The organism is Phenylobacterium sp. (genome assembly GCF_019636135.1).
Lineage (GTDB): Bacteria > Pseudomonadota > Alphaproteobacteria > Caulobacterales > Caulobacteraceae > Phenylobacterium.
In genome coordinates this window covers 87,426-104,861 of the sequence record NZ_JAHBYD010000012.1, presented here as the reverse complement: position 1 = coordinate 104,861, position 17,436 = coordinate 87,426, and the positions used below count along the sequence as shown (strand labels likewise).

The following is a 17,436-nucleotide window of genomic DNA, read 5'->3' as shown; positions in this document are numbered from 1 at the left end:
GGGTCCGTCGAGGGATGGGGCGGGCCCGTCAGATGTGGGGCGCCGGCCGGTCGGCGGCGAGCCTTACCAGCGCGCTTTTCACATCGTCAAGCAAACGGGACCAGGGGCGGGTGGTCACACCGCCGCGGGCGATGATCACATAGTCGACGCCGGGCGTGGCGTGGTCGGGCAGGATGGCGCGGGCGGCCTCTCGCATGCGCCGCTTGGCGCGGTTGCGCTGCACCGCGCCGCCGATGCGCCGGGTGGCGGTGAAGCCGACCCGCACGGTCGGGTCGTCGTCGCCGCGCGGGCGCGCCTGGACGACGACGGCCCCCTTCGCGCACGAGGGGGCCTGGGCGCAGGCGAGGAACTCGCTGCGCTTCTTCAGTCGCTGGATCGAGGGAGCGGCGTCCGACACCCGGACACCTTACCGTGGGCCGGGCCTAGGCGCTCAGGCGCTTGCGGCCCTTGGCGCGACGGCGGGCCAGGATCTTCTGGCCGTTCTTCGTCGACATGCGCAGACGGAAGCCGTGACGGCGCGCACGCACCAGGCGAGAGGGTTGGAAAGTGCGCTTCACGAGGAAAGCTCCGGTCGAAAATCGAGCGGCGGTGGATAGTGGAAGGGGCTGGGGCTGTCAACCTGACTTCCTCTCCCCTCTCTCGCATTCGCTCGGGGGGAGAGGAGATCAGTCCGCCAGGGTCACCACCACCGGCCCGCGGCGGGTGGCCACGAGGGTGTGCTCGTACTGCACCGTGGGCTCGCGGCCGGGCGGGGCCAGCGTCCAGCCGTCGTCGCGGCTCTCCTCGACCCAGTCGGCGCCCAGGCTCAGGAACGGCTCCAGGGTGAAGACCAGGCCCTCGGTGATGGTGCGCCGCTCGGAGCGGTCGGCCCAGGTGGGGATCTCCTTCGGCTCCTCGTGCAGCGAGGCGCCGACGCCGTGGCTCGCGAGGTTCCTGACCAGCGAATAGCCGTTGCGGCGCGCGAAGGCCTCGATGTCGCGGCCGGGCGCGCCCAGCGAGGCGCCGGGGCGCACGGCGCGGATGCCGGTCCAGAGCGCGCGGCGGCCGTCGCGGCACAGGCGTTCGACCCGCGGATGCGCCGGCGGCACGGCGAACGAGGCGCCGGTGTCGGCGAAGACGCCGTCCAGATCGGCCGAGACGTCGATGTTGATCAGGTCGCCGGCCTGGACGCGGGTGTCGTCCGGGATGCCGTGCGCCACGTCCGGGCCCACCGAGATGCAGGTCGCGCCCGGGAAGCCGTAGGTGAGCTGCGGCGCCGAACGCGCGCCCCCGGCCTCCAGCATCCGGCGGCCCAGCTCGTCCAGCTCCCGCGTCGTGATGCCCGGCTCCAGCGCCTCGCCCATGGCCTTCAGCGTCCGCGCCACCACCCGGCCCGCCGCCTTCAGCTTCTCCAGGTCGTCTTCGTTGCCGATGGTCATCTTTCACCGCTCATCCCGGCGAAACCGGGAGGACAACGCGTGGTGGAGGCGAACCCTACGCGTCCGCGCCGTCGAGCTGGCGGCGCATGGTCTGGTCGTAGGCCTCGGCGCGGGGCAGCAGGTCGGGGCGCGTGGCGGTCAGGCGCTTTTCCATGTCGGCGATGCCGGCCTCGAGCTGGGCGATGGCCTCGTCGATGTCCTTCTTCTGCTGCTCGAGGGCGACGATGCGCTCCTTGAACTTGCGCAGGCTCTTGGCGGCCTGCTGCACGCCGGACTCGTCGGCTTCGTACAGGTCGAGGATCTCGCCGATCTCCGAGAGCGACAGGCCCACGCGCTTGCCGCGCAGGATGAGCTGCAGCCGGGCCCGGTCCTTGTAGGAGTAGACGCGGTTCATCCCGTCGCGCGCGGGGTTCAGCAGGCCCTTGTCCTCATAGAAGCGCAGGGCGCGCGGGGTGCATTTGAACTCGAGGCACAACTGACGGATCGTGTAGCTCCGCAGCGGACGACGCAGGTCCGTTGGCATATTCCACCTCCCTCGACTTATCGTTGATAACCAACCTACGCCCCTTTCCGTTTACGTCAAGGGACGCTCGCAACGTCAGGGCATCACCCTCGCGTGAGCCTGTGGCGCCCGTTTGACGGAGCTTTGCAGGCCTTCGGCGCGCGGCCGGCGTTGGCGACTGGATGCCGCCCGGACGCCCCGCTAGGCTGCCCGCCGGACCGTTCGGGGGATTGCACGTGAAGCGTATCTGGTTGGCCGCCGCCGCGAGCGCGGCGCTGTCGTGGTCGGCGCCGGCCCTGGCCGCCAAGGCCCCGCCCGGGCCGCCGGAAGCGACCGCGGGCCTCAGCCGCCAGGACGGGCTGGTCCCGGTCTACGTCGACGCGGCCAAGGGGCGGATCCTGCTGGCGCTGCCGGCGCCCGGCGCGGACGGCGTGGCGGGGCGCTACCTCTATGTCACCGCGCTGAAGACTGGCCTGGGCTCGGCGCCCGTCGGGCTCGACCGCGCGCGGCTGGGCGACACCCAGGTGCTGGCGTTCCGGCGCGTGGGCGGGCGCGTCCTGGCCGAGTTCGAGAACCCCCGTTTCCGCGCCGCCGGCGCCCCCGCCGCCGAGCAGGCCGCCGCCCGCGAGGCCTTCGTGAGCTCGGTCGTGTGGTCGGGCAGGATCGAGCAGGCGCTGCCGGACGGCGGCCTCGTGATCGACGTCTCTTCCTTCCTGACCCGCGACGTGATCGGCGTCGCCGACGCGATGAAGCAGGCCGGCGAGCAGGGCTACAAGCCGGTGGCGGACCTCACCCTGGCCGACCCGGCGGCGGTGAAGGTGTTCCCCGAGAACGTCGAGTTCGAGGCGATCCAGACCTTCGCCTCCGACACGCCCGGCCCCGAGACCCGCAACATCGCCCCCGACCCGAAGGCGATCACGCTGGTGGTGCGCCACAGCCTGGTGAAGCTGCCCGGGCCGGGTTTCGTCCCGCGCGAATTCGATCCGCGCTCGGGCGCCTTCGACGCGCTGGTGATGGACTACGCCGCCCCGCTGGACCGCGACATCGTCCAGCGCTGGGCGCGCCGCTTCCGGCTGGAGAAGACCGATCCGGGCGCCGCCGTCTCGACGGTGAAGAAGCCCATCGTCTTCTACGTGGACCGCGCCGCGCCCGAGCCGGTGCGCACCGCGTTGCAGGAGGGCGCCCAGTGGTGGGCCAAGGCCTTCGAGGCGGCCGGCTACAAGGATGCCTACCGCGTCGAGATCATGCCCGAGGGCGCCGACCCGCTGGACGTCCGCTACAACGTCATCAACTGGGTGAACCGCGCCACCCGCGGCTGGTCCTACGGCCAGATCGTCGCCGATCCGCGCACGGGCGAGATCGTCAAGGGCTCGGTGCTGCTGGGCTCGCTGCGCGTGCGCCAGGACATGCTGATCTTCGAAGGCCTGGTCGGCGCGGACGAGAGCGGCAGGGGCGGGCCGAACGATCCGATCCAGGTGTCGCTGGCGCGGCTTCGCCAGCTCGCGGCGCACGAGGTCGGGCACAGCCTGGGCTTCGCGCACAACTTCGCGGCCTCCAGCCAGGACCGCGCCTCGGTGATGGACTACCCCGCGCCGCGGGTGAAGCTGACCGACGGCAGGATCGACCTCAGCGACGCCTACGGGGTCGGCGTCGGCGCCTGGGACCGCTTCATCGTCGACTGGCTGTACGGCGAGGGCGACCCCGTGGCGAAGGCGGCCAAGGCCCAGGCCACGCTGCGCTACGTCACCGACCAGGACGCCCGTGGCGTCGGCACGGGCCAGCCGCACGCGGCCATCTGGGACGACGGCGCCGACCCGGTGGCCGAGTTCGCCCGCGTGCTGGCGGTGCGCAAGGCCGCGATCGCCGCGTTCGGCCCGCAGGCGCTCAGGCCCGGCGAGGCGGCCCAGGCGCTGAAGCGCAAGTACGCGCCGATCTACCTGCTCCATCGCTACCAGTTGGAGGCCGCGGCCAAACTATTGGGCGGCGTCGACTTCAGCTACGCGGTGAAGGGCGATCCGGCGGCGGTGGCCAGGGTGGTCCCGGCCGACCAGCAGCGCGCGGCGCTGAGCGGCCTGCTGGCCGCCATGACGCCGGAGGCGCTGGACACCCCCGAGACGCTGATCCCGTACCTGTCGTCGGGCCAGTCGGGCGACACCGACCGGCAGTACCAGATCGAGGTGTTCGACGGCGCGGGCGGGCCGGTGTTCGACAGCCTGGCCGCCGCCGACGTGGGCGCCGGCATGGTGCTGGACGCCCTGCTGGCCCCGGATCGCCTGGCGCGGCTCACCGACCAGCACCGGCGCGACGCGGCCCAGCCGGGCGTGGGCGAAGTGGTCGACCGGCTGCTCGCCCAGGCCTTCGCTCCGGCATCCGGCCGCATGGCGGAGATCGCGCGGCGGGTGCAGGTGCGCACGGCGCTGGAGCTGGCGGCCACGGCGCGGCGCCCCGACGTGTCGCCGGCCGCCAGGGCCGAGATCGGCCAGCGCCTCGCCGACCTCGCCACCCGCCTCAAGGCCGCCCCCGGCGCCGACCCGTCCGACCGCGCCCACCGCCTGACGCTGGCCGCCCTGCTCACGGACAAGGAGGAGCTGGTCCGCGTCCTGGCCCAGCCGAAGCGCCGCCCCGAAGCGCCGCCCGGCATGCCCATCGGCAGCGACGAAGACTAGGGAAGAGACCCGCGGTTGATCGAATCCGGCGCCTGCGGCGCGCTCTACTTCAGCGGCCGGATCACGGCCTTCAGGCCCGTGCGCGTGTAGGCGGGGCGCAGGCGGCGTTCGAGGTCGTCGGCGAAGCGCTGGTCGGCCGTGGCCTCGATGATCGCGCCGAGGCCGGTCTGGGCGGCGGCGACGCCCGGCCGGGTCAGCGCGCAGGCGCTCGCCTCCTCCGTCGGCGGGAGGACCTCGTTCCCGCGCTCGATGTCGTCCAGGCGCACGGTGTAGCTCTCGGCGCACGCCAGCTTGCCGGTGATGCTCTCGAAGCAGGGTTCGCGCTCCAGATAGCTGGTCACCACCCACTGGCAGTGGACGGGCGGCGGCGGTTCGTCCGGCGTCGCCGGGTTCTGCCGCGCCTCGATGTCGGTGCGGACGAACAACTGGTAGCGGATCAGCGCCTTCTCGCCCGGCTCCTTCGCCGCGGCCTTCTCGCGGGTGATCAGGAGCGGCACGTCCTTGCGCGCCACGCGCAGGTAGGCCGACTCGGTGCGGACCACCTCGGGCGGTTGCGGCGGCGGCGGTGCAGGCGGAACCTGGAAGAACATCCGCCCACTCTAGCCACGGCGGCGCTCGATCTCACGCCTTCTTGAGATTGCCAGCCCCCGGAACCTTCCTTAAGTCGGAAGCAATGCGGAAGGCCGCGCTCTTCAGCCTGATCCTGCTCGCCTGGCCGGTCGGCGCGGCGGCGGCAAAGCCCCCCGTTCTCGTGGAGCTGTTCACGGCGCAGGGCTGCGCCTCCTGCACGGACGCCAACCCCTATTTCGCCAAGCTGGCCGAGCGGCCGGGCGTGCTCGCGCTCACCTTCTCGGTGGACTACTGGGACTACCTCGGCTGGACCGACACCTTCGCCAGGCCCGAGTTCACCGAGCGGCAGAAGGCCTACGTCACGCGGCTGAAGCTGCGCGAGCCCTATACGCCACAGATCGTCATCGAAGGGCGCGAACAGGCGCAGGGCCTGAAGACCGCCGAGGTCGACCGCCTGGTCCGCGCGGCCGCCGCCGCGCCGCGTGATCCGCCCGACATCCGCTTCGTGGGCCCGCGCCGGGTCGACGTGGGTTCGGGCCACGCCGGCAAGGGGGGCGCCGACGTCTGGCTGATCCGCTACGAGCCGCGGGCCGAAGTGCAGGTGCGCGCCGGCGACAACCGCGGCGAGACCGTGGTGCAGAAGAACGTGGTGCGGCAGATGGAGCGCCTGGGCCCGTGGCGGGGCCGGCCGCAGGCCTACCGGATCCCCACGGCGACCGACGACGGGCTCAAGACCGTGATCGTGGTCCAGCAGCCCCGCGGCGGCCGCGTGCTCGGCCTCGCCCAGCCCAAGTCCTGACAGGGCCCGAAAAACGAAAGCCCGCCTGGCTGGAGAGTGACCGGGCGGGCTCGTCGTTTTTCTAGAGTGTCGGTTGGCCAGACTGCCGATCCAGGGGGGCTGGGGGGGCTGTTCAGGATCCGGGACCGGCCGTCTTCAGGGCCAACCGACGATAGGAATATCGGAGGCGTATCGGGCGGGCGCTGGACCGAAATAAGGTCATTTCACGGCGTCCGGGCACAAGCCGTGGTGGCCGATTAGGGGTGGAAGGACTCGAAAACTTCATCCAAGCTCGACACCGATGTCACTCGATCCGAGTCAGGCGTCCCCGCGCGGGGCCGGCGTCTTCTTCGAACGGCGCGAGCTCGAGCGCCTCCTCCGACTCTACGGGCGCATGGTCGCCGCCGGCGAATGGCGCGACTACGGGATGGACGCCCTGCACGACAGCGCCGTCTTCTCCGTCTTCCGCCGCACGGCCGAGGCGCCGCTCTACCGCATCGAGAAGCGCCCGGCGCTGGCCAGGCGGCAGGGCGCCTGGGCGATCCTGGGCCAGGGCGGCCACATCCTGCGGCGCGGCCACGACCTGGAGCAGGTGCTCCGCTTCTTCGACAAGACCCGCTTCTCGGTCGTCGACTAATCGCCGCCGCGGTTGAGGGCGGCCATGGTCTGGGCGCGCAGCGCCATGCGGTCGATCTTGCCGCCTTCGCCACGGGGCAGGGTCTGGCTCCAGGCGAAGCGCATGACCGGCAGCTTCACGCCCCGCTCGCGCAGGTATCGCCCCATGTCCTGGCGGTCGATCTCTTCGTCGGCCACCAGGGCCAGCCAGACCTCGTCGCCGCCCGCCTCGCCGGGCACGGCAAAGCACGCGGCGTCGCGCACCGCGGGATGTTCCAGGGCGGCAGCCTCGATCGGCGCCGGCCAGACCTTCACGCCGCCGACGTCGAGCCGGTCGTCGGCGCGGCCTTCGAGCGCGAGCGCGCCGTCCGGCAGGAAGCGGCCCAGGTCGCCGGTATGAACGGCGCCCTCACGGAAACGGGTCGGCGTCGCCTCGTCATCGTCGAGGTAGCGCGCGGCGCTGGCCGGGCCGCAGGCGCGCACCTCGCCCAGTTCGCCATGCGGCACGGGCGCGCCCGCCTCATCGACGATATCGACGGTCACGCCGGGCGCGGGCCAGCCGACGAACCCCGGATCGGCCTCCAGGCGGCTCGCCGGGCCCACGGCGACGCGGCCACTCTCCGACGCGCCGTAGACGATGTGCAGGTCGGGCGACAGGCGCAGGCGCGCCTCGCGGGCCGTCGCCGGCGCGAGGGCTCCGCCCGTGGCGAGCACCCTGTAGCTCGGCGCCCCCGGGTGGCCGTCCGGCAGGGCGGCCAGAAGCTCGCGTAGCTGCAGTGGGGTCAGGCCGAGGAGGCCGTCGGCGTCGGTCTCCATCAGCTCGGCGACCTCGCGAGGCCCGAGGTCGGAGGCGACGGGCGCGCCGATGCTCCACGCGCCGGCCGCGAGCGCCTGGCCGAGGCCGCTCTCGAGGCCTGTCCGGACGATCCAGGGCCCGGACCGGTCGAGGCCGAAGAGCGCCACGGCCTCGGCGGCGCGGCCCTCCAGCACGCGCCAGCTTCGGCCCACGCGGCGCGCCTGGCCCGTGCTGCCCGACGTCAGCTGGACGCGGCCGATGGCGTCGGGGTCGCGCGGCGCCGGCGCCACCGGATCGGGTGCGGCGGCCTCGACGGCGGCCGTCCAGCCCGCAGAGATGAGGAGCCGCCGCGTCGGACCTTCGCGCTGGCGCGGGCTGATGCGAAGGTCGGCGCGCGGGTCGGCCCAGGGCGTCCCGGCGGCCCCGAGACGGTCCAGGGCCAGCATGATCACCCCCTGGCGGTAGCGGTTGGAGGCCTCGACCGCCACGCAGCCGCTGTCCGGCCCGACGCCGAGCTCGGCGAGGCCGCGGGCGTAGCGGTTCACGTCGGCGTCGAGCTCGGCGTAGGTGACCCGGCGTCCCGGAACGATCAGGGCGAGCGCCCTGGGCCGGGCGCGGGCGTGATAGGCGAGGTAGGCGGTCGACACCGGGCTCAGGCCTGCCCGGCGGCGAGCGCGGCCTGGACCTGCTCGCGCAGGACCGTTCGCTCGATCTTGCCCATGGCGTTGCGCGGGATCGCCTCGCTCCAGGCGATCCGCACGGCGGGCAGGCGCTGCGGGCACTTCGCCAGGTAGGTCATCAGGGTCTCGCGGGTGATCTCCTGCAAGGCCACGACGGCGATCCACAGCTCGTCCTGGCCGCGCCTGTCGGGAAGCGCGAAGGCGGCGGCGTCGTGTACGCCGGGGCAGGCGAGCGCCGCGTCCTCCAGCAGGTTCGGCATCACCTTCACGCCGCCGATGTTCATGCGCTCGTCGATGCGCCCGTCGATGACGTAGGCGCCGTCGGGCAACCGCCGCGCCAGGTCGCCCGAGTAGTACCAGCCATCGCGGAAGACCTGCGCGCTGGCGGCCGCATCGCCCAGGTAGCCTTCCGCCAGGCGGTCGCTGCGGATGCGCAGTTCGCCGGCCTCGCCGTCGGGCAGGGTCGCGCCGTCGGGCCCGACGATGTCGATCTCGACGCCCGGCAGGGCCCAGCCGGCGAAGCCCGCGTCACGGTCGAGACGGGCGGCGGGCCCGGCGGTGGCGCGGCCGGACTCCGTCGAGCCGTAGACGATCGCGATGTCGGGGCTGAGCCGCATGCGCGCCTCGCGGGCCACCGACGCCGGCAGCACGCCGCCGCCGACGACGATCCGCCAGCCGGATTTGAGTTCGAAGCCGCGCGGCAGGTTGCCCAGCAGGTCGCGGAGCTGGATCGGCGTCAGGCCCAGGACGCCCGGGTGGTGACGCTCCATCAGGCCCGGGATGTCGGCGGCGCCGAAGTCGGCCGCGACGCCGGCGCCGGCGGTCCAGGCCAGGCTCGCCATCATGTAGCCGATGCCGGAATCGACGCCCGTGCGGATGATCCACGGGCCCAGGCGGTCGGCGCCGTAGACCGAGAGGCCGTTCAGGCCGTTGGCGGCGACGCGGCGCCAGGTGAGCGGGATGCGCTTGGGCGTGCTGGTCGTGCCGGACGAGAGCATCACGCGGGCGATGGAGTCGGGGTCGCGCGGAGCGGTCGGGACGGGCGTCGGCGGAGCGGCCTCGGTCCGCGCGGTCCAGGCGGCGTCGAGGCGCACGGCCTGGCGGCCGTCGCCGCGCGGCTCGCGCTGGGTGAGCACGAGGTCGGCGCCGGCGTCCTCCCGCGGTGTCGAGGCCACGCCGAGCCGGGCGAGGGCCAGGATCAGCAGGTGGTGGTGGTAGGTGCTGGTCGCGTCGACCGCGACGATGCCGCGCCCGGGGCCGATCCCCAGGGCCTGCAGGCCGCCGGCGAAGCGGTCGATGTCGGCGTCCAGCTCGGCGTAGGTCGCGCGGCGGCGCGGCGTCACCAGGGCCAGGGCCCGCGGGCGCGTCTTCGCATGGTAGGCGATGTAGCTGTCGAACATCGCCGGCCACGCTAGACGATGGCCCGCCCGCGAAAAACCCCGGCGGTCGCCCGCCGGGGCTTCGCGTTTCGGTTCCGGTCCGGGACCTAGCGGCGGTCGCCGAAGAGGCGGAGCAGGAACATGAACAGGTTGATGAAGTCGAGGTAGAGGCTGAGCGCGCCGTAGTTGGTGGCCACGCCCATGGCCGTCTGGTCCCCGCCCAGCTCGTAGTAGGTCATCTTCAGGCGCTGGGTGTCATAGGCGATCAGGCCCGCGAACACGAGCACGCCCACCACGTTGACGATGAAGGCCAGCATGCCGCTGCCCAGGAAGATGTTCACGATGCTGGCGATCATCAGGCCGATGACGCCGATGATCAGGAAGCTGCCCATCGGCCCGAGGTCCCGCTTGGTGGTGTAGCCCACCAGGCTGAGGCCGCCGAACGCCGTGGCCGTGATCAGGAACGTCTGGAAGATCGACGCGCCCGTGTAGAGCAGCGTGATCGCGCCCAGGCTCGCGCCCAGCAGGGCGACGATCGTCCAGTAGTAGATGCCCGACGTGCGCGGCGTGGCGTTCTTCATGCCGAACGCGCCGAACAGGATCACGGCGAGCGGACCGAAGGCCACGACGTAGCCCAGGATGGTGTAGCCGGCGAGGCGGCCATCGGCCGTCACCTGGTACAGCAGCCGCTGGACGGGCTCCACCTGACCGGTGATGTAGGCCAGCACGGCCGACACCAGGAGACCCAGCGCCACCTTGTTGTAGACGCCGAGCATGAAGCTGCGGAGGCCCGCGTCCACCGACATGTCGGCGCGATCCGCCGGGATCGAGCGCGCGTAGCCGCGGTTGAAGTCGCTCATCTGAGCTAGGCCCTTCGTTGCACGTCGCAAATCGGACGCGCCTCAAATATCGTTTTGCCGGGTGTCGTAAGCAAGGCCCCTGCTATGACGCGTGTGAAATGATCCGCCTCTTCGCCGCTTTATCCATACCCGCCGACATCGGACGGGCCCTCCAGCCGCGCCAGACCGGCATCGACGGCGCGCGCTGGCGGCCGCTGGAGGCGCTGCACGTCACGCTGCGGTTCTACGGCGACATCCGCGAGGACGTGGCGCGCGACCTGGACGCCGAGCTGGTGCAGATCCGCGGCCACGCGCTGGAGATCGAGCTCAGCGGCGCCGGCGCGTTCGACAACGGCGACGGCATCGACGCGGTCTGGGCGGGCGTGGCGGAGAACGCCGAACTGCGGCGGCTGGCCGAGGCCTGCGAGACGGCGGCCCGGCGCGCGGGCCTGAAGCCCGAAAAGCACAACTACAAGCCCCACGTGACGCTGGCCTACCTGCGCCGGCCCGATCCGGCCGAGGTGGCGGCCTGGATCCAGGCGAACAACCTGCTCAGGAGCCCGCCCATCGGGATCGACAGCTTCGGCCTCTACTCCAGCCACCAGGGCGGCGACGGCTCCTACTACCGCCTCGAAGCGAAGTACGGGCTGGGGTAGCCTACGCCTCGGCGGCGTGGTCCTTGAGGACGCCCAGGGGCACGATCGCCAGCGTCTCCTCGTGCGTGGCCTCCAGCACGATCCGCGGGGCGGCGCCGGCGTCGAGGGCCTCCTTCCAGCGCGGCGCGCAGAGGCACCAGCGGTCGCCGGGATTGAGGCCGGGGAAGCCGAGGTCGGGGCGGGGCGTCGACAGGTCGTTGCCCATGCGGGCCGAGAACGCGAGGAACTCGGCGGTCATCACGGCGCAGACCGTATGCATGCCCACGTCGTGCGGGCCGGTCTCGCAGCAGCCGTTGCGGAAGAAGCCGGTGACCGGGTCGAGCGAGCAGGGGACCAGCTCCAGGCCCAGCACGTTCCTGGCGCCGGCGTCATAGCGGATCGGGCGTGTGGCCATGAGCCCATCCTAGACGCTAAGAGTCGGGCGTCGCCAAGGGGCGGGGAGCCACAGTCCACACATGATCGCCGCCCAGCCCCGCCGCAGCGCGCTCTACCTGCCGGCGTCCAATGCGCGGGCGATCGAGAAGGCCCGGACGCTGCCGTGCGACGTGGTGATCCTCGACCTGGAGGACGCCGTCGCGCCCGACGCCAAGGCCGAGGCGCGGGCCGGCGCCGTGGCGGCGGTGGAGGCCGGCGGCTTCGGCGGGCGCGAACTGGTGGTGCGGGTGAACGGGCTCGACACCCCGTGGGGCGCCGACGACCTGGACGCCGTGGGCGCGGCGCGGCCCGGCGCGGTGCTGGTCCCGAAGGTCTCGGCGCCGGCGGACTTCGCGGCGGCGCGGACGCGGCTGCCCGAGGGCGTCGCGCTCTGGGCGATGATCGAGACCTGCGCGGCGGTGTTCCGGCTGGATGCGCTGGGCGCGGAGTCCGTGAACGAGGGCGTCGCGGCCTGGGTGATGGGCACGAACGACCTCGCCAAGGAGATGCGCTGCGGGCTCACCGTCGAGCGGGCGCCGCTGATGACCGCGCTCACCTTGTCGGTGATGGCGGCCCGGGCGCACGGGATCGCGATCCTGGACGGCGTGTTCAACGAGATCGCCGACACCGAAGGGCTGGCGCGGCAGTGCGCGCAGGCCGCCGAACTGGGCTTCGACGGCAAGACGCTGATCCACCCGAGTCAGGTGGAGGCCGCCAACGCCGCCTTCTCGCCCGATCCGGCGGCGGTGGCCTGGGCGCGGACGGTGGTGGCGGCCTTCGAGGCGCCCGAGGCGGCCGGCAAGGGCGTGCTGAAGGTGGACGGGCGGATGGTCGAACGGCTGCATTTCGATCAGGCTCGGCGTCTCATCGGGGTGGCGGAGGCCATCGCGGCGCGGGAAACGGCATGAGGCTGACGGGGGGGCTGATTGCGGGTCTGGCGGTCGCGTTGGCGGCGACGCCGGCGCCTGCCCAGACGGCCGCGCCCGCCGCGGATCCGATCGGCGAGCTGTTGCGCCAGCGCGCGGTCGATCCGGAGGAGCCGGACACGGCCGCGGCCGGGAACAGCCGCGTCGATCCCGATCCGGTTCCCGCGGTCCGCAGCTATGCGCGGCCGCGGGCGCCGATGCTGACCCGGCCGGTCTACGTCGACGAGACGGGCCGGAATCCCGACGCGCCGCCCTCACCGGCGGACCTGGCCTACGACAGCCGCCTGAAGGCCTCGGCCGCCTCGGCGCGGGGGTTCCAGGGCCCGATGGACGGCGGCTGGACGCTGTCGGCCGGCGGGCGTGACGTCTATGCGCTGCAGCTCATCGACCGGAACGGCGTGGTCGAGGGCGCCTGGCGCGACCTGCGCCGGGCCGGCGCGCTGGAGGGCTCGGGCTTCATCGACGTCCTCGACCGGGTCGGCGCCGACGTGACGTTCCGCTTCGGCGACGGCACCGTGGCCGTGCTGCGTCCGGCGGGAGACCGCTGGACCGGCGAGCTGACGGAGGCCGGGCGCACCGAGGCGGCGACGCTGACGCGAAGGGCGCCGTAACCTTCCCTCCCTTGATGGGGAGGGACCGCTCGCCGGAGGCGAGCAGGGTGAGGCGGCCGGGTTCAAGCGGTGAGCGGCGGGATTAGCTGGTCCCTGGACGCCGGCGTTCCGGCCTTTGCTGCCTCACCCTGGCCGCTTCGCGGCCTGTCCCTCCCCATCAAGGGAGGGAAAGCGCCGTGCGCGCCGTGGCGATGGCGATCGCGAGCTGGGCTGGTGTGTACGCTTCCGCAGCGCCCGCGCCCCACACCGGCCCCGGCCAGGCCGCGTCGTCGGGGCGGCGGCCGACGACGTGGATGTGGAGTTGCGGGGTGATGTTGCCGAGCGCGCCGACGTTCAGCTTCTCGACCGGGCGGCCGAGCGCGGCGGCGACCGCGCGGACGGCTTCGCCGGCGCGGACGATCTCTTCCATGAGCGCGGCGCGGTCGTTGCCGGCGAGGTCCTCGATCTCGCGGGCGCCGGCGATCCGCGGGATCAGCACCAGCCACGCATAGCGGGCGTCGGCCTGGAGCCGGACGTGACAGAGGGCCAGGTCGCCCACGGCTTCGGAGGTCGGCGGGAAGGCGGGATGCAGCTCGAACATCGCCCTCGGCGCGTGCGGCATTGCAGCGGTCACGTCAACGGGCTAACGGGTCCGCGCACATCGAAACGAAGGAGCAGCACCCATGGCGAAGAAGCCTATTCGCGTGGCGGTCACCGGCGCGGCCGGCAACATCGGTTACGCCCTGCTGTTCCGGATCGCGTCCGGCGCGATGCTGGGCCCGGACCAGCCGGTGATCCTGCAACTGCTGGAGATCCCGGTCGAAGGCCCGCAGAAGGCGCTGAAGGGCGTGGCGATGGAGCTGGAGGACTGCGCCTTCCCGCTGCTCCAGGACATGGTGCTGACCGGCGACGCCGACGTGGCCTTCAAGGACGCCAACTGGTGCCTGCTGGTGGGCTCCAAGCCCCGCGGCCCCGGCATGGAGCGCGCCGACCTGCTGAAGGACAACGGCAAGATTTTCATCGCCCAGGGCCAGTCGATCGACAAGGTGGCCGCCGACGACGCCCGCATCGCGGTGGTGGGCAACCCCTGCAACACCAACTGCATGATCGCCGCCAGCCAGGCCAGGCGCCTGACCGCCGACCGCTTCACCGCCATGGTGCGCCTGGACGAGAACCGCGGCCGCAACCAACTGGCCAAGAAGGCCGGCGTGCAGGTCACCGAGGTTTCGGACCTCTTCATCTACGGCAACCACAGCCCGACGATGTTCGCCGACTTCACCCACGCCAAGATCGGCGGCAAGGCCGTGACCGACGTGATCACCGACCGCGCCTGGCTCGACAACGAGTACCTGCCGGCGGTGGGCAAGCGCGGCGCGGCGATCATCGAGGCGCGCGGCGCCAGTTCGGCGGCCTCGGCCGCAGGCGCCCTGATCGACCACGTGCGCGACCTCGTGACGCCGGGCGCCATCCACTCGGTGGCCGTGAAGTCGGAAGGCCGCTACGGCTTCGACCCCAACGTGTGGGCCGGCATGCCGGTGAAGACCACGGCGCCGGGCGCGTTCGAAGTGATCGACAGCTACGAGATGGACGACTTCGCCAGGTCGAAGATCAAGATCACCAACGACGAACTGCTGGGCGAGCGCGACACCGTGAAGGACATGCTGGCCTAAGCGCGGCTCGGACCGGTCCAGGGTTTGCGGCGGGGCCTCTCGAGCGATCGAGGGGCCCCGAACGCATTCAGGCGTCAGTTCTCGCGGGCGTCGCGCGTCTGGTCCTTCAGCTCCGAGATGCGCGCGATGTAGACGTCCTCCACGGCCCAGGGCGCTTCGCGGGCGGCGGCGGCGCGGGCCTGGGCCCAGCGGGCCTGCTGGGCGCGGAGCGCCGAGGCCGGGACGCCGGCCGCCTCGGCGTTGCGGTAGGCCTGCTGCAACTGGCGCTCGCGGGCCGAGAGGCGCGGGTCGGCGCAGACCGCGGCCTCGCCCGCATCGCGCGAGGCGCAGGGGTCGGCGCGGGCGACGCGCACCGGGCCTTCGCCGTGGGGCGTGACGCGCTTGGGCGCCGGGGCGCGCCGGGCGGTCTCGACGCGGGACGGGAGCGTGGTCTTCGCGGCGGGCCTGGCCGTCTTCGACGCCTTGGGCCTGGCGTCGGCGAACTGCCCGACCTCGGCCTTGGGCTTGCCCGGCGCGGCCTTGGCGAGGTTCGCGAGGCGGCGTTTCTCCCTGGCGGCGGCTTCCTTGCGCGCCTCCAGTTCGGCCAGCCGGACCGTCTCGGCCTTCGCCTTCCGCGCCTTCTCGGCCTGGGCGAGCTTCACCGCACGGGCCTTCTCGGCCTTCGCCTCGCGGGCGGCGATCTCGGCCTTCTTCGCCCTGGCCTCCGCGGCGCGGGCGTCGGCGAGCCTGGCCTTGGCGAGGGCGGCTTTCCTGGCGGCCGCCTCGTCGGCGTCGGCCTTCCGGATCTTGGGCGGCGCGACCTCCAGCGCGACTTCGCGCTGGGCGGCCGGTGCGACCGCCGACGGCGCGATCAGGGCGGCCGACACCGGCGCGTCGACCTTCACGAGGCCCGAGGCGGCGCGGTGCGGGACGATGACGTCCGGCGCGGGGCTGGCGATGGTCCCGGCGTCGCGGTCCGGCAGCACCTCGAGCAACGGGCCGATGGGCGCGGGCGCGTCGTCGATGACCACCTCCAGGGCGGCGGGCGCGGCCTGGGCGATCTCGGCGGGCGTCTCGGCGGCCCGCGCCGGACCGGTCGGGCGCGCCCAGAGGCCCAGCCCCACGCCGGCCGCACAGGCGACGACGATGCCGCCGAACACGAGCGCGCCCGGCCCGCGCGGTCGCGGCGGCGCCTCGTCCCCATGGGGCTCGACGGTCAACTGGTCCTGCGTCATCGGACGACCCTTCGTACTCTCGGGTCCCTCGACGCGCAGGGTCGGGATCGGGCGTGTGAACGGCGCCCGGAAAGCCCCAACCCCGAACTCTCTCCCAACCGCAGATTGAGGCCAAAACGCGTTCGGCGCCAAGCCCCCGCGGCGGGACAGGACGTCTCATCGACTCCGTAGCCTAGATCCAGCCGCGCTCGCGCAGGAGGCCGGCGTAGGTGCGGCTGACCGGGACCTCGGCGCCGTCCCTGAGCGTCAGCGTGGCGCGTCCGTCGCCGCGTTTCGCGTCGGCGATGGCGTCGCGGGCCACCCACCACGAGCGGTGGACCTGGGCGCCCTCGATGCCCTCGAGCTCGGCCACGGCGTCGGCGAGGCGCATCAGGATCAGGTCCTGGCCCTTGGAGGTGTGCAGGCGCAGGTAGTGGTCCTCGGCCTCCACGGCCCAGACCTCGGCGCCCCGCAGCTTCAGCGGCAGGCGTTCCAGGAACTTCGGCGGCTGCGGCGAGGCGTGGGTGATCGCCGTGCGGCGGGTCTCGACGATCATGTTGATGGCGGTCAGCGCCAGGCAGACCGAAAGCACGGGGACGAACAGCACCGGCAGGGTCGACAACAGCATCCGCGACCCGAAGAAGAGGCCCGAGCCGACGCTGACCAACGCCGTGAAGGGGATCGCCATCAGCAGCGATGCGGTGATGACCCGCAACCAGGTGGGCCAGCCTCGCCGGCGCTCGTCGCGGAAGAAGAAGCGGGCGATGAACGAGCCGAAGACGTAACCGACCACCATCAGCGTCAGCCAGTAGGCGGCCCGAACGCCGAAGGGCGCGTCGCCGGTGCCGAACGCGCCGGCGAAGGTCAGGAAGGCGGCCGCCGCCAGCGCGATCGCGAGCCCGCGCAGATAGCCGCCCGTCTCGTCGTAGGGCGTGAAACGCCGCAACAGGTCCTTCATGCGCCGCTCACGATACGTGAACGGCGGACGGCGGTCGTTCGCGAACCGGCGCTGCCTGCCGACGCATCTGCGCTCGCACCCCGATCCGCAACGCCGCACATCCCGATCGAACGGCGGCGCGCCACGGCGCCGCCCACCGATCCGGAGATAGAATATGTCGTCGATTTCGCAAACGCCGCCCGTCTCCCGGACCATCGGTTTCGGCGCGCGCCTGGCGCTGGGCGTGGTGGCCGTGGCCGGCGTGATCGCCGCGGCGCTGGGGCCGTTCGGCGCGGCGGTGGTCCGGATCGCCGGACAGGCCCGGCTGCACGCGCCCGACTTCGCGTTGCTGGACAATCTGTCGCCGGCGATCCGGATCCACCTGGCGACCGCGCTGGCGGCGCTGGTGCTGGGCGCGGTGCTGATGACCGTACGCAAGGGCCGGACGTTCCACCGCGTGGCCGGCTGGGCCTGGGTCGGGCTGGTGGCGGCGACGGCGGGCGCGACCCTCTTCATCACCAGCCTGAACCACGGCGCGTGGTCGTGGCTGCACCTGTTCACGGCCTGGGTCCTGATCATCCTGCCGCTGGGCGTGATGGCCGCCAGGCGCCACGCCGTCGTCGCCCACCGCCGGCGGATGATGGGCCTCTTCTACGGCGGCTTCGCGATCAACCTCGCGATCGCGTTCCTGCCCGGCCGGACGATGTGGACGATGTTCTTCGGCTAGCCCGCGGGGACGCCGCCCAAAGCACGGCGTTCCCCACTTGCGCCCGTCGCGCGCCGGCGAACCTGACCTCGGGGGAGCTT

Annotated in this window: 20 protein-coding genes; 8 read left to right on the top strand and 12 right to left on the bottom strand. The window is 72.8% G+C overall.

Annotated features, from left to right (window positions below; all coding sequences use genetic code 11):
- Positions 1–28: 28 nt before the first annotated feature.
- The 4 genes from rnpA to KF737_RS10520 form a co-directional block, all read right to left on the bottom strand.
- Complete coding sequence (rnpA, locus tag KF737_RS10535) at positions 29–397, bottom strand: ribonuclease P protein component (RefSeq protein WP_296454158.1); 369 nt, start codon at positions 395–397, stop codon at positions 29–31.
- Between the two features lie 25 nt (positions 398–422).
- Complete coding sequence (gene rpmH, locus KF737_RS10530; protein WP_068877158.1) at positions 423–557, bottom strand: 50S ribosomal protein L34; 135 nt, start codon at positions 555–557, stop codon at positions 423–425.
- Between the two features lie 108 nt (positions 558–665).
- Complete coding sequence (gene map / locus KF737_RS10525) at positions 666–1,418, bottom strand: type I methionyl aminopeptidase (protein WP_296454156.1); 753 nt, start codon at positions 1,416–1,418, stop codon at positions 666–668.
- A 55-nt stretch (positions 1,419–1,473) separates the two neighbouring features.
- Positions 1,474–1,941, bottom strand: a complete 468-nt coding sequence (locus KF737_RS10520) for a MerR family DNA-binding transcriptional regulator (RefSeq protein WP_296454154.1) — start codon at positions 1,939–1,941, stop codon at positions 1,474–1,476.
- Between the two features lie 215 nt (positions 1,942–2,156).
- Between KF737_RS10520 and KF737_RS10515 the strand changes: the two genes are divergently transcribed.
- A complete protein-coding gene (locus tag KF737_RS10515; protein WP_296454152.1) occupies positions 2,157–4,586 on the top strand; it encodes a zinc-dependent metalloprotease in 2,430 nt (809 codons plus the stop codon).
- A 44-nt stretch (positions 4,587–4,630) separates the two neighbouring features.
- Here KF737_RS10515 and KF737_RS10510 read toward each other — a convergent pair whose 3' ends face one another.
- On the bottom strand, positions 4,631–5,176 hold the full coding sequence (locus KF737_RS10510; protein WP_296454150.1) for a hypothetical protein: 546 nt from the start codon (positions 5,174–5,176) through the stop codon (positions 4,631–4,633).
- Between the two features lie 83 nt (positions 5,177–5,259).
- Here KF737_RS10510 and KF737_RS10505 point away from each other — a divergent pair, with 83 nt between their 5' ends.
- The gene (locus KF737_RS10505) at positions 5,260–5,955 is read left to right on the top strand and encodes a thioredoxin family protein (RefSeq protein WP_296454147.1); all 696 of its coding nucleotides are present in this window, start codon (positions 5,260–5,262) and stop codon (positions 5,953–5,955) included.
- Positions 5,956–6,235: 280 nt separating this feature from the next.
- The gene (locus tag KF737_RS10500; protein ID WP_296454145.1) at positions 6,236–6,571 is read left to right on the top strand and encodes a DUF2794 domain-containing protein; all 336 of its coding nucleotides are present in this window, start codon (positions 6,236–6,238) and stop codon (positions 6,569–6,571) included.
- Here the strand turns inward: KF737_RS10500 and KF737_RS10495 are convergent.
- The 3 genes from KF737_RS10495 to KF737_RS10485 form a co-directional block, all read right to left on the bottom strand.
- Positions 6,568–7,992 (bottom strand): class I adenylate-forming enzyme family protein, encoded by a 1,425-nt coding sequence (locus KF737_RS10495; RefSeq protein ID WP_296454144.1) that lies wholly within the window; start codon positions 7,990–7,992, stop codon positions 6,568–6,570. The genes KF737_RS10500 and KF737_RS10495 overlap by 4 nt on opposite strands.
- Positions 7,993–7,997: 5 nt before the next feature.
- Complete coding sequence (locus tag KF737_RS10490; protein WP_296454142.1) at positions 7,998–9,425, bottom strand: class I adenylate-forming enzyme family protein; 1,428 nt, start codon at positions 9,423–9,425, stop codon at positions 7,998–8,000.
- An 86-nt stretch (positions 9,426–9,511) separates the two neighbouring features.
- Positions 9,512–10,264, bottom strand: a complete 753-nt coding sequence (locus tag KF737_RS10485; protein WP_296454140.1) for a Bax inhibitor-1/YccA family protein — start codon at positions 10,262–10,264, stop codon at positions 9,512–9,514.
- Between the two features lie 98 nt (positions 10,265–10,362).
- Between KF737_RS10485 and thpR the strand changes: the two genes are divergently transcribed.
- Positions 10,363–10,899: an RNA 2',3'-cyclic phosphodiesterase gene (thpR, locus tag KF737_RS10480; RefSeq protein WP_296454138.1), complete on the top strand. Its 537-nt coding sequence runs from the start codon at positions 10,363–10,365 to the stop codon at positions 10,897–10,899.
- A gap of 1 nt (position 10,900) precedes the next feature.
- On the opposite strand, the gene KF737_RS10475 is transcribed toward thpR, so the two are convergent.
- Positions 10,901–11,293, bottom strand: a complete 393-nt coding sequence (locus KF737_RS10475) for a DUF2237 domain-containing protein (protein ID WP_296454136.1) — start codon at positions 11,291–11,293, stop codon at positions 10,901–10,903.
- Between the two features lie 61 nt (positions 11,294–11,354).
- Here KF737_RS10475 and KF737_RS10470 point away from each other — a divergent pair, with 61 nt between their 5' ends.
- A complete protein-coding gene (locus tag KF737_RS10470; protein WP_296454135.1) occupies positions 11,355–12,221 on the top strand; it encodes a CoA ester lyase in 867 nt (288 codons plus the stop codon).
- Entirely contained in the window at positions 12,218–12,850 is a 633-nt protein-coding gene (locus tag KF737_RS10465; RefSeq protein ID WP_296454133.1) for a hypothetical protein, read from the top strand. The genes KF737_RS10470 and KF737_RS10465 overlap by 4 nt, the downstream gene beginning before the upstream one ends.
- A gap of 157 nt (positions 12,851–13,007) precedes the next feature.
- On the opposite strand, the gene KF737_RS10460 is transcribed toward KF737_RS10465, so the two are convergent.
- On the bottom strand, positions 13,008–13,430 hold the full coding sequence (locus KF737_RS10460; RefSeq protein ID WP_296454202.1) for an HIT domain-containing protein: 423 nt from the start codon (positions 13,428–13,430) through the stop codon (positions 13,008–13,010).
- Positions 13,431–13,512: 82 nt separating this feature from the next.
- Here KF737_RS10460 and KF737_RS10455 point away from each other — a divergent pair, with 82 nt between their 5' ends.
- Complete coding sequence (locus tag KF737_RS10455) at positions 13,513–14,499, top strand: malate dehydrogenase (RefSeq protein WP_296454131.1); 987 nt, start codon at positions 13,513–13,515, stop codon at positions 14,497–14,499.
- A 74-nt stretch (positions 14,500–14,573) separates the two neighbouring features.
- Here KF737_RS10455 and KF737_RS10450 read toward each other — a convergent pair whose 3' ends face one another.
- Positions 14,574–15,713, bottom strand: a complete 1,140-nt coding sequence (locus KF737_RS10450) for a hypothetical protein (RefSeq protein WP_296454129.1) — start codon at positions 15,711–15,713, stop codon at positions 14,574–14,576.
- Between the two features lie 172 nt (positions 15,714–15,885).
- The gene (locus KF737_RS10445) at positions 15,886–16,650 is read right to left on the bottom strand and encodes a LytTR family DNA-binding domain-containing protein (protein WP_296454127.1); all 765 of its coding nucleotides are present in this window, start codon (positions 16,648–16,650) and stop codon (positions 15,886–15,888) included.
- A 154-nt stretch (positions 16,651–16,804) separates the two neighbouring features.
- Here KF737_RS10445 and KF737_RS10440 point away from each other — a divergent pair, with 154 nt between their 5' ends.
- Positions 16,805–17,356, top strand: a complete 552-nt coding sequence (locus KF737_RS10440; RefSeq protein ID WP_296454126.1) for a hypothetical protein — start codon at positions 16,805–16,807, stop codon at positions 17,354–17,356.
- Positions 17,357–17,436 lie beyond the last annotated feature (80 nt).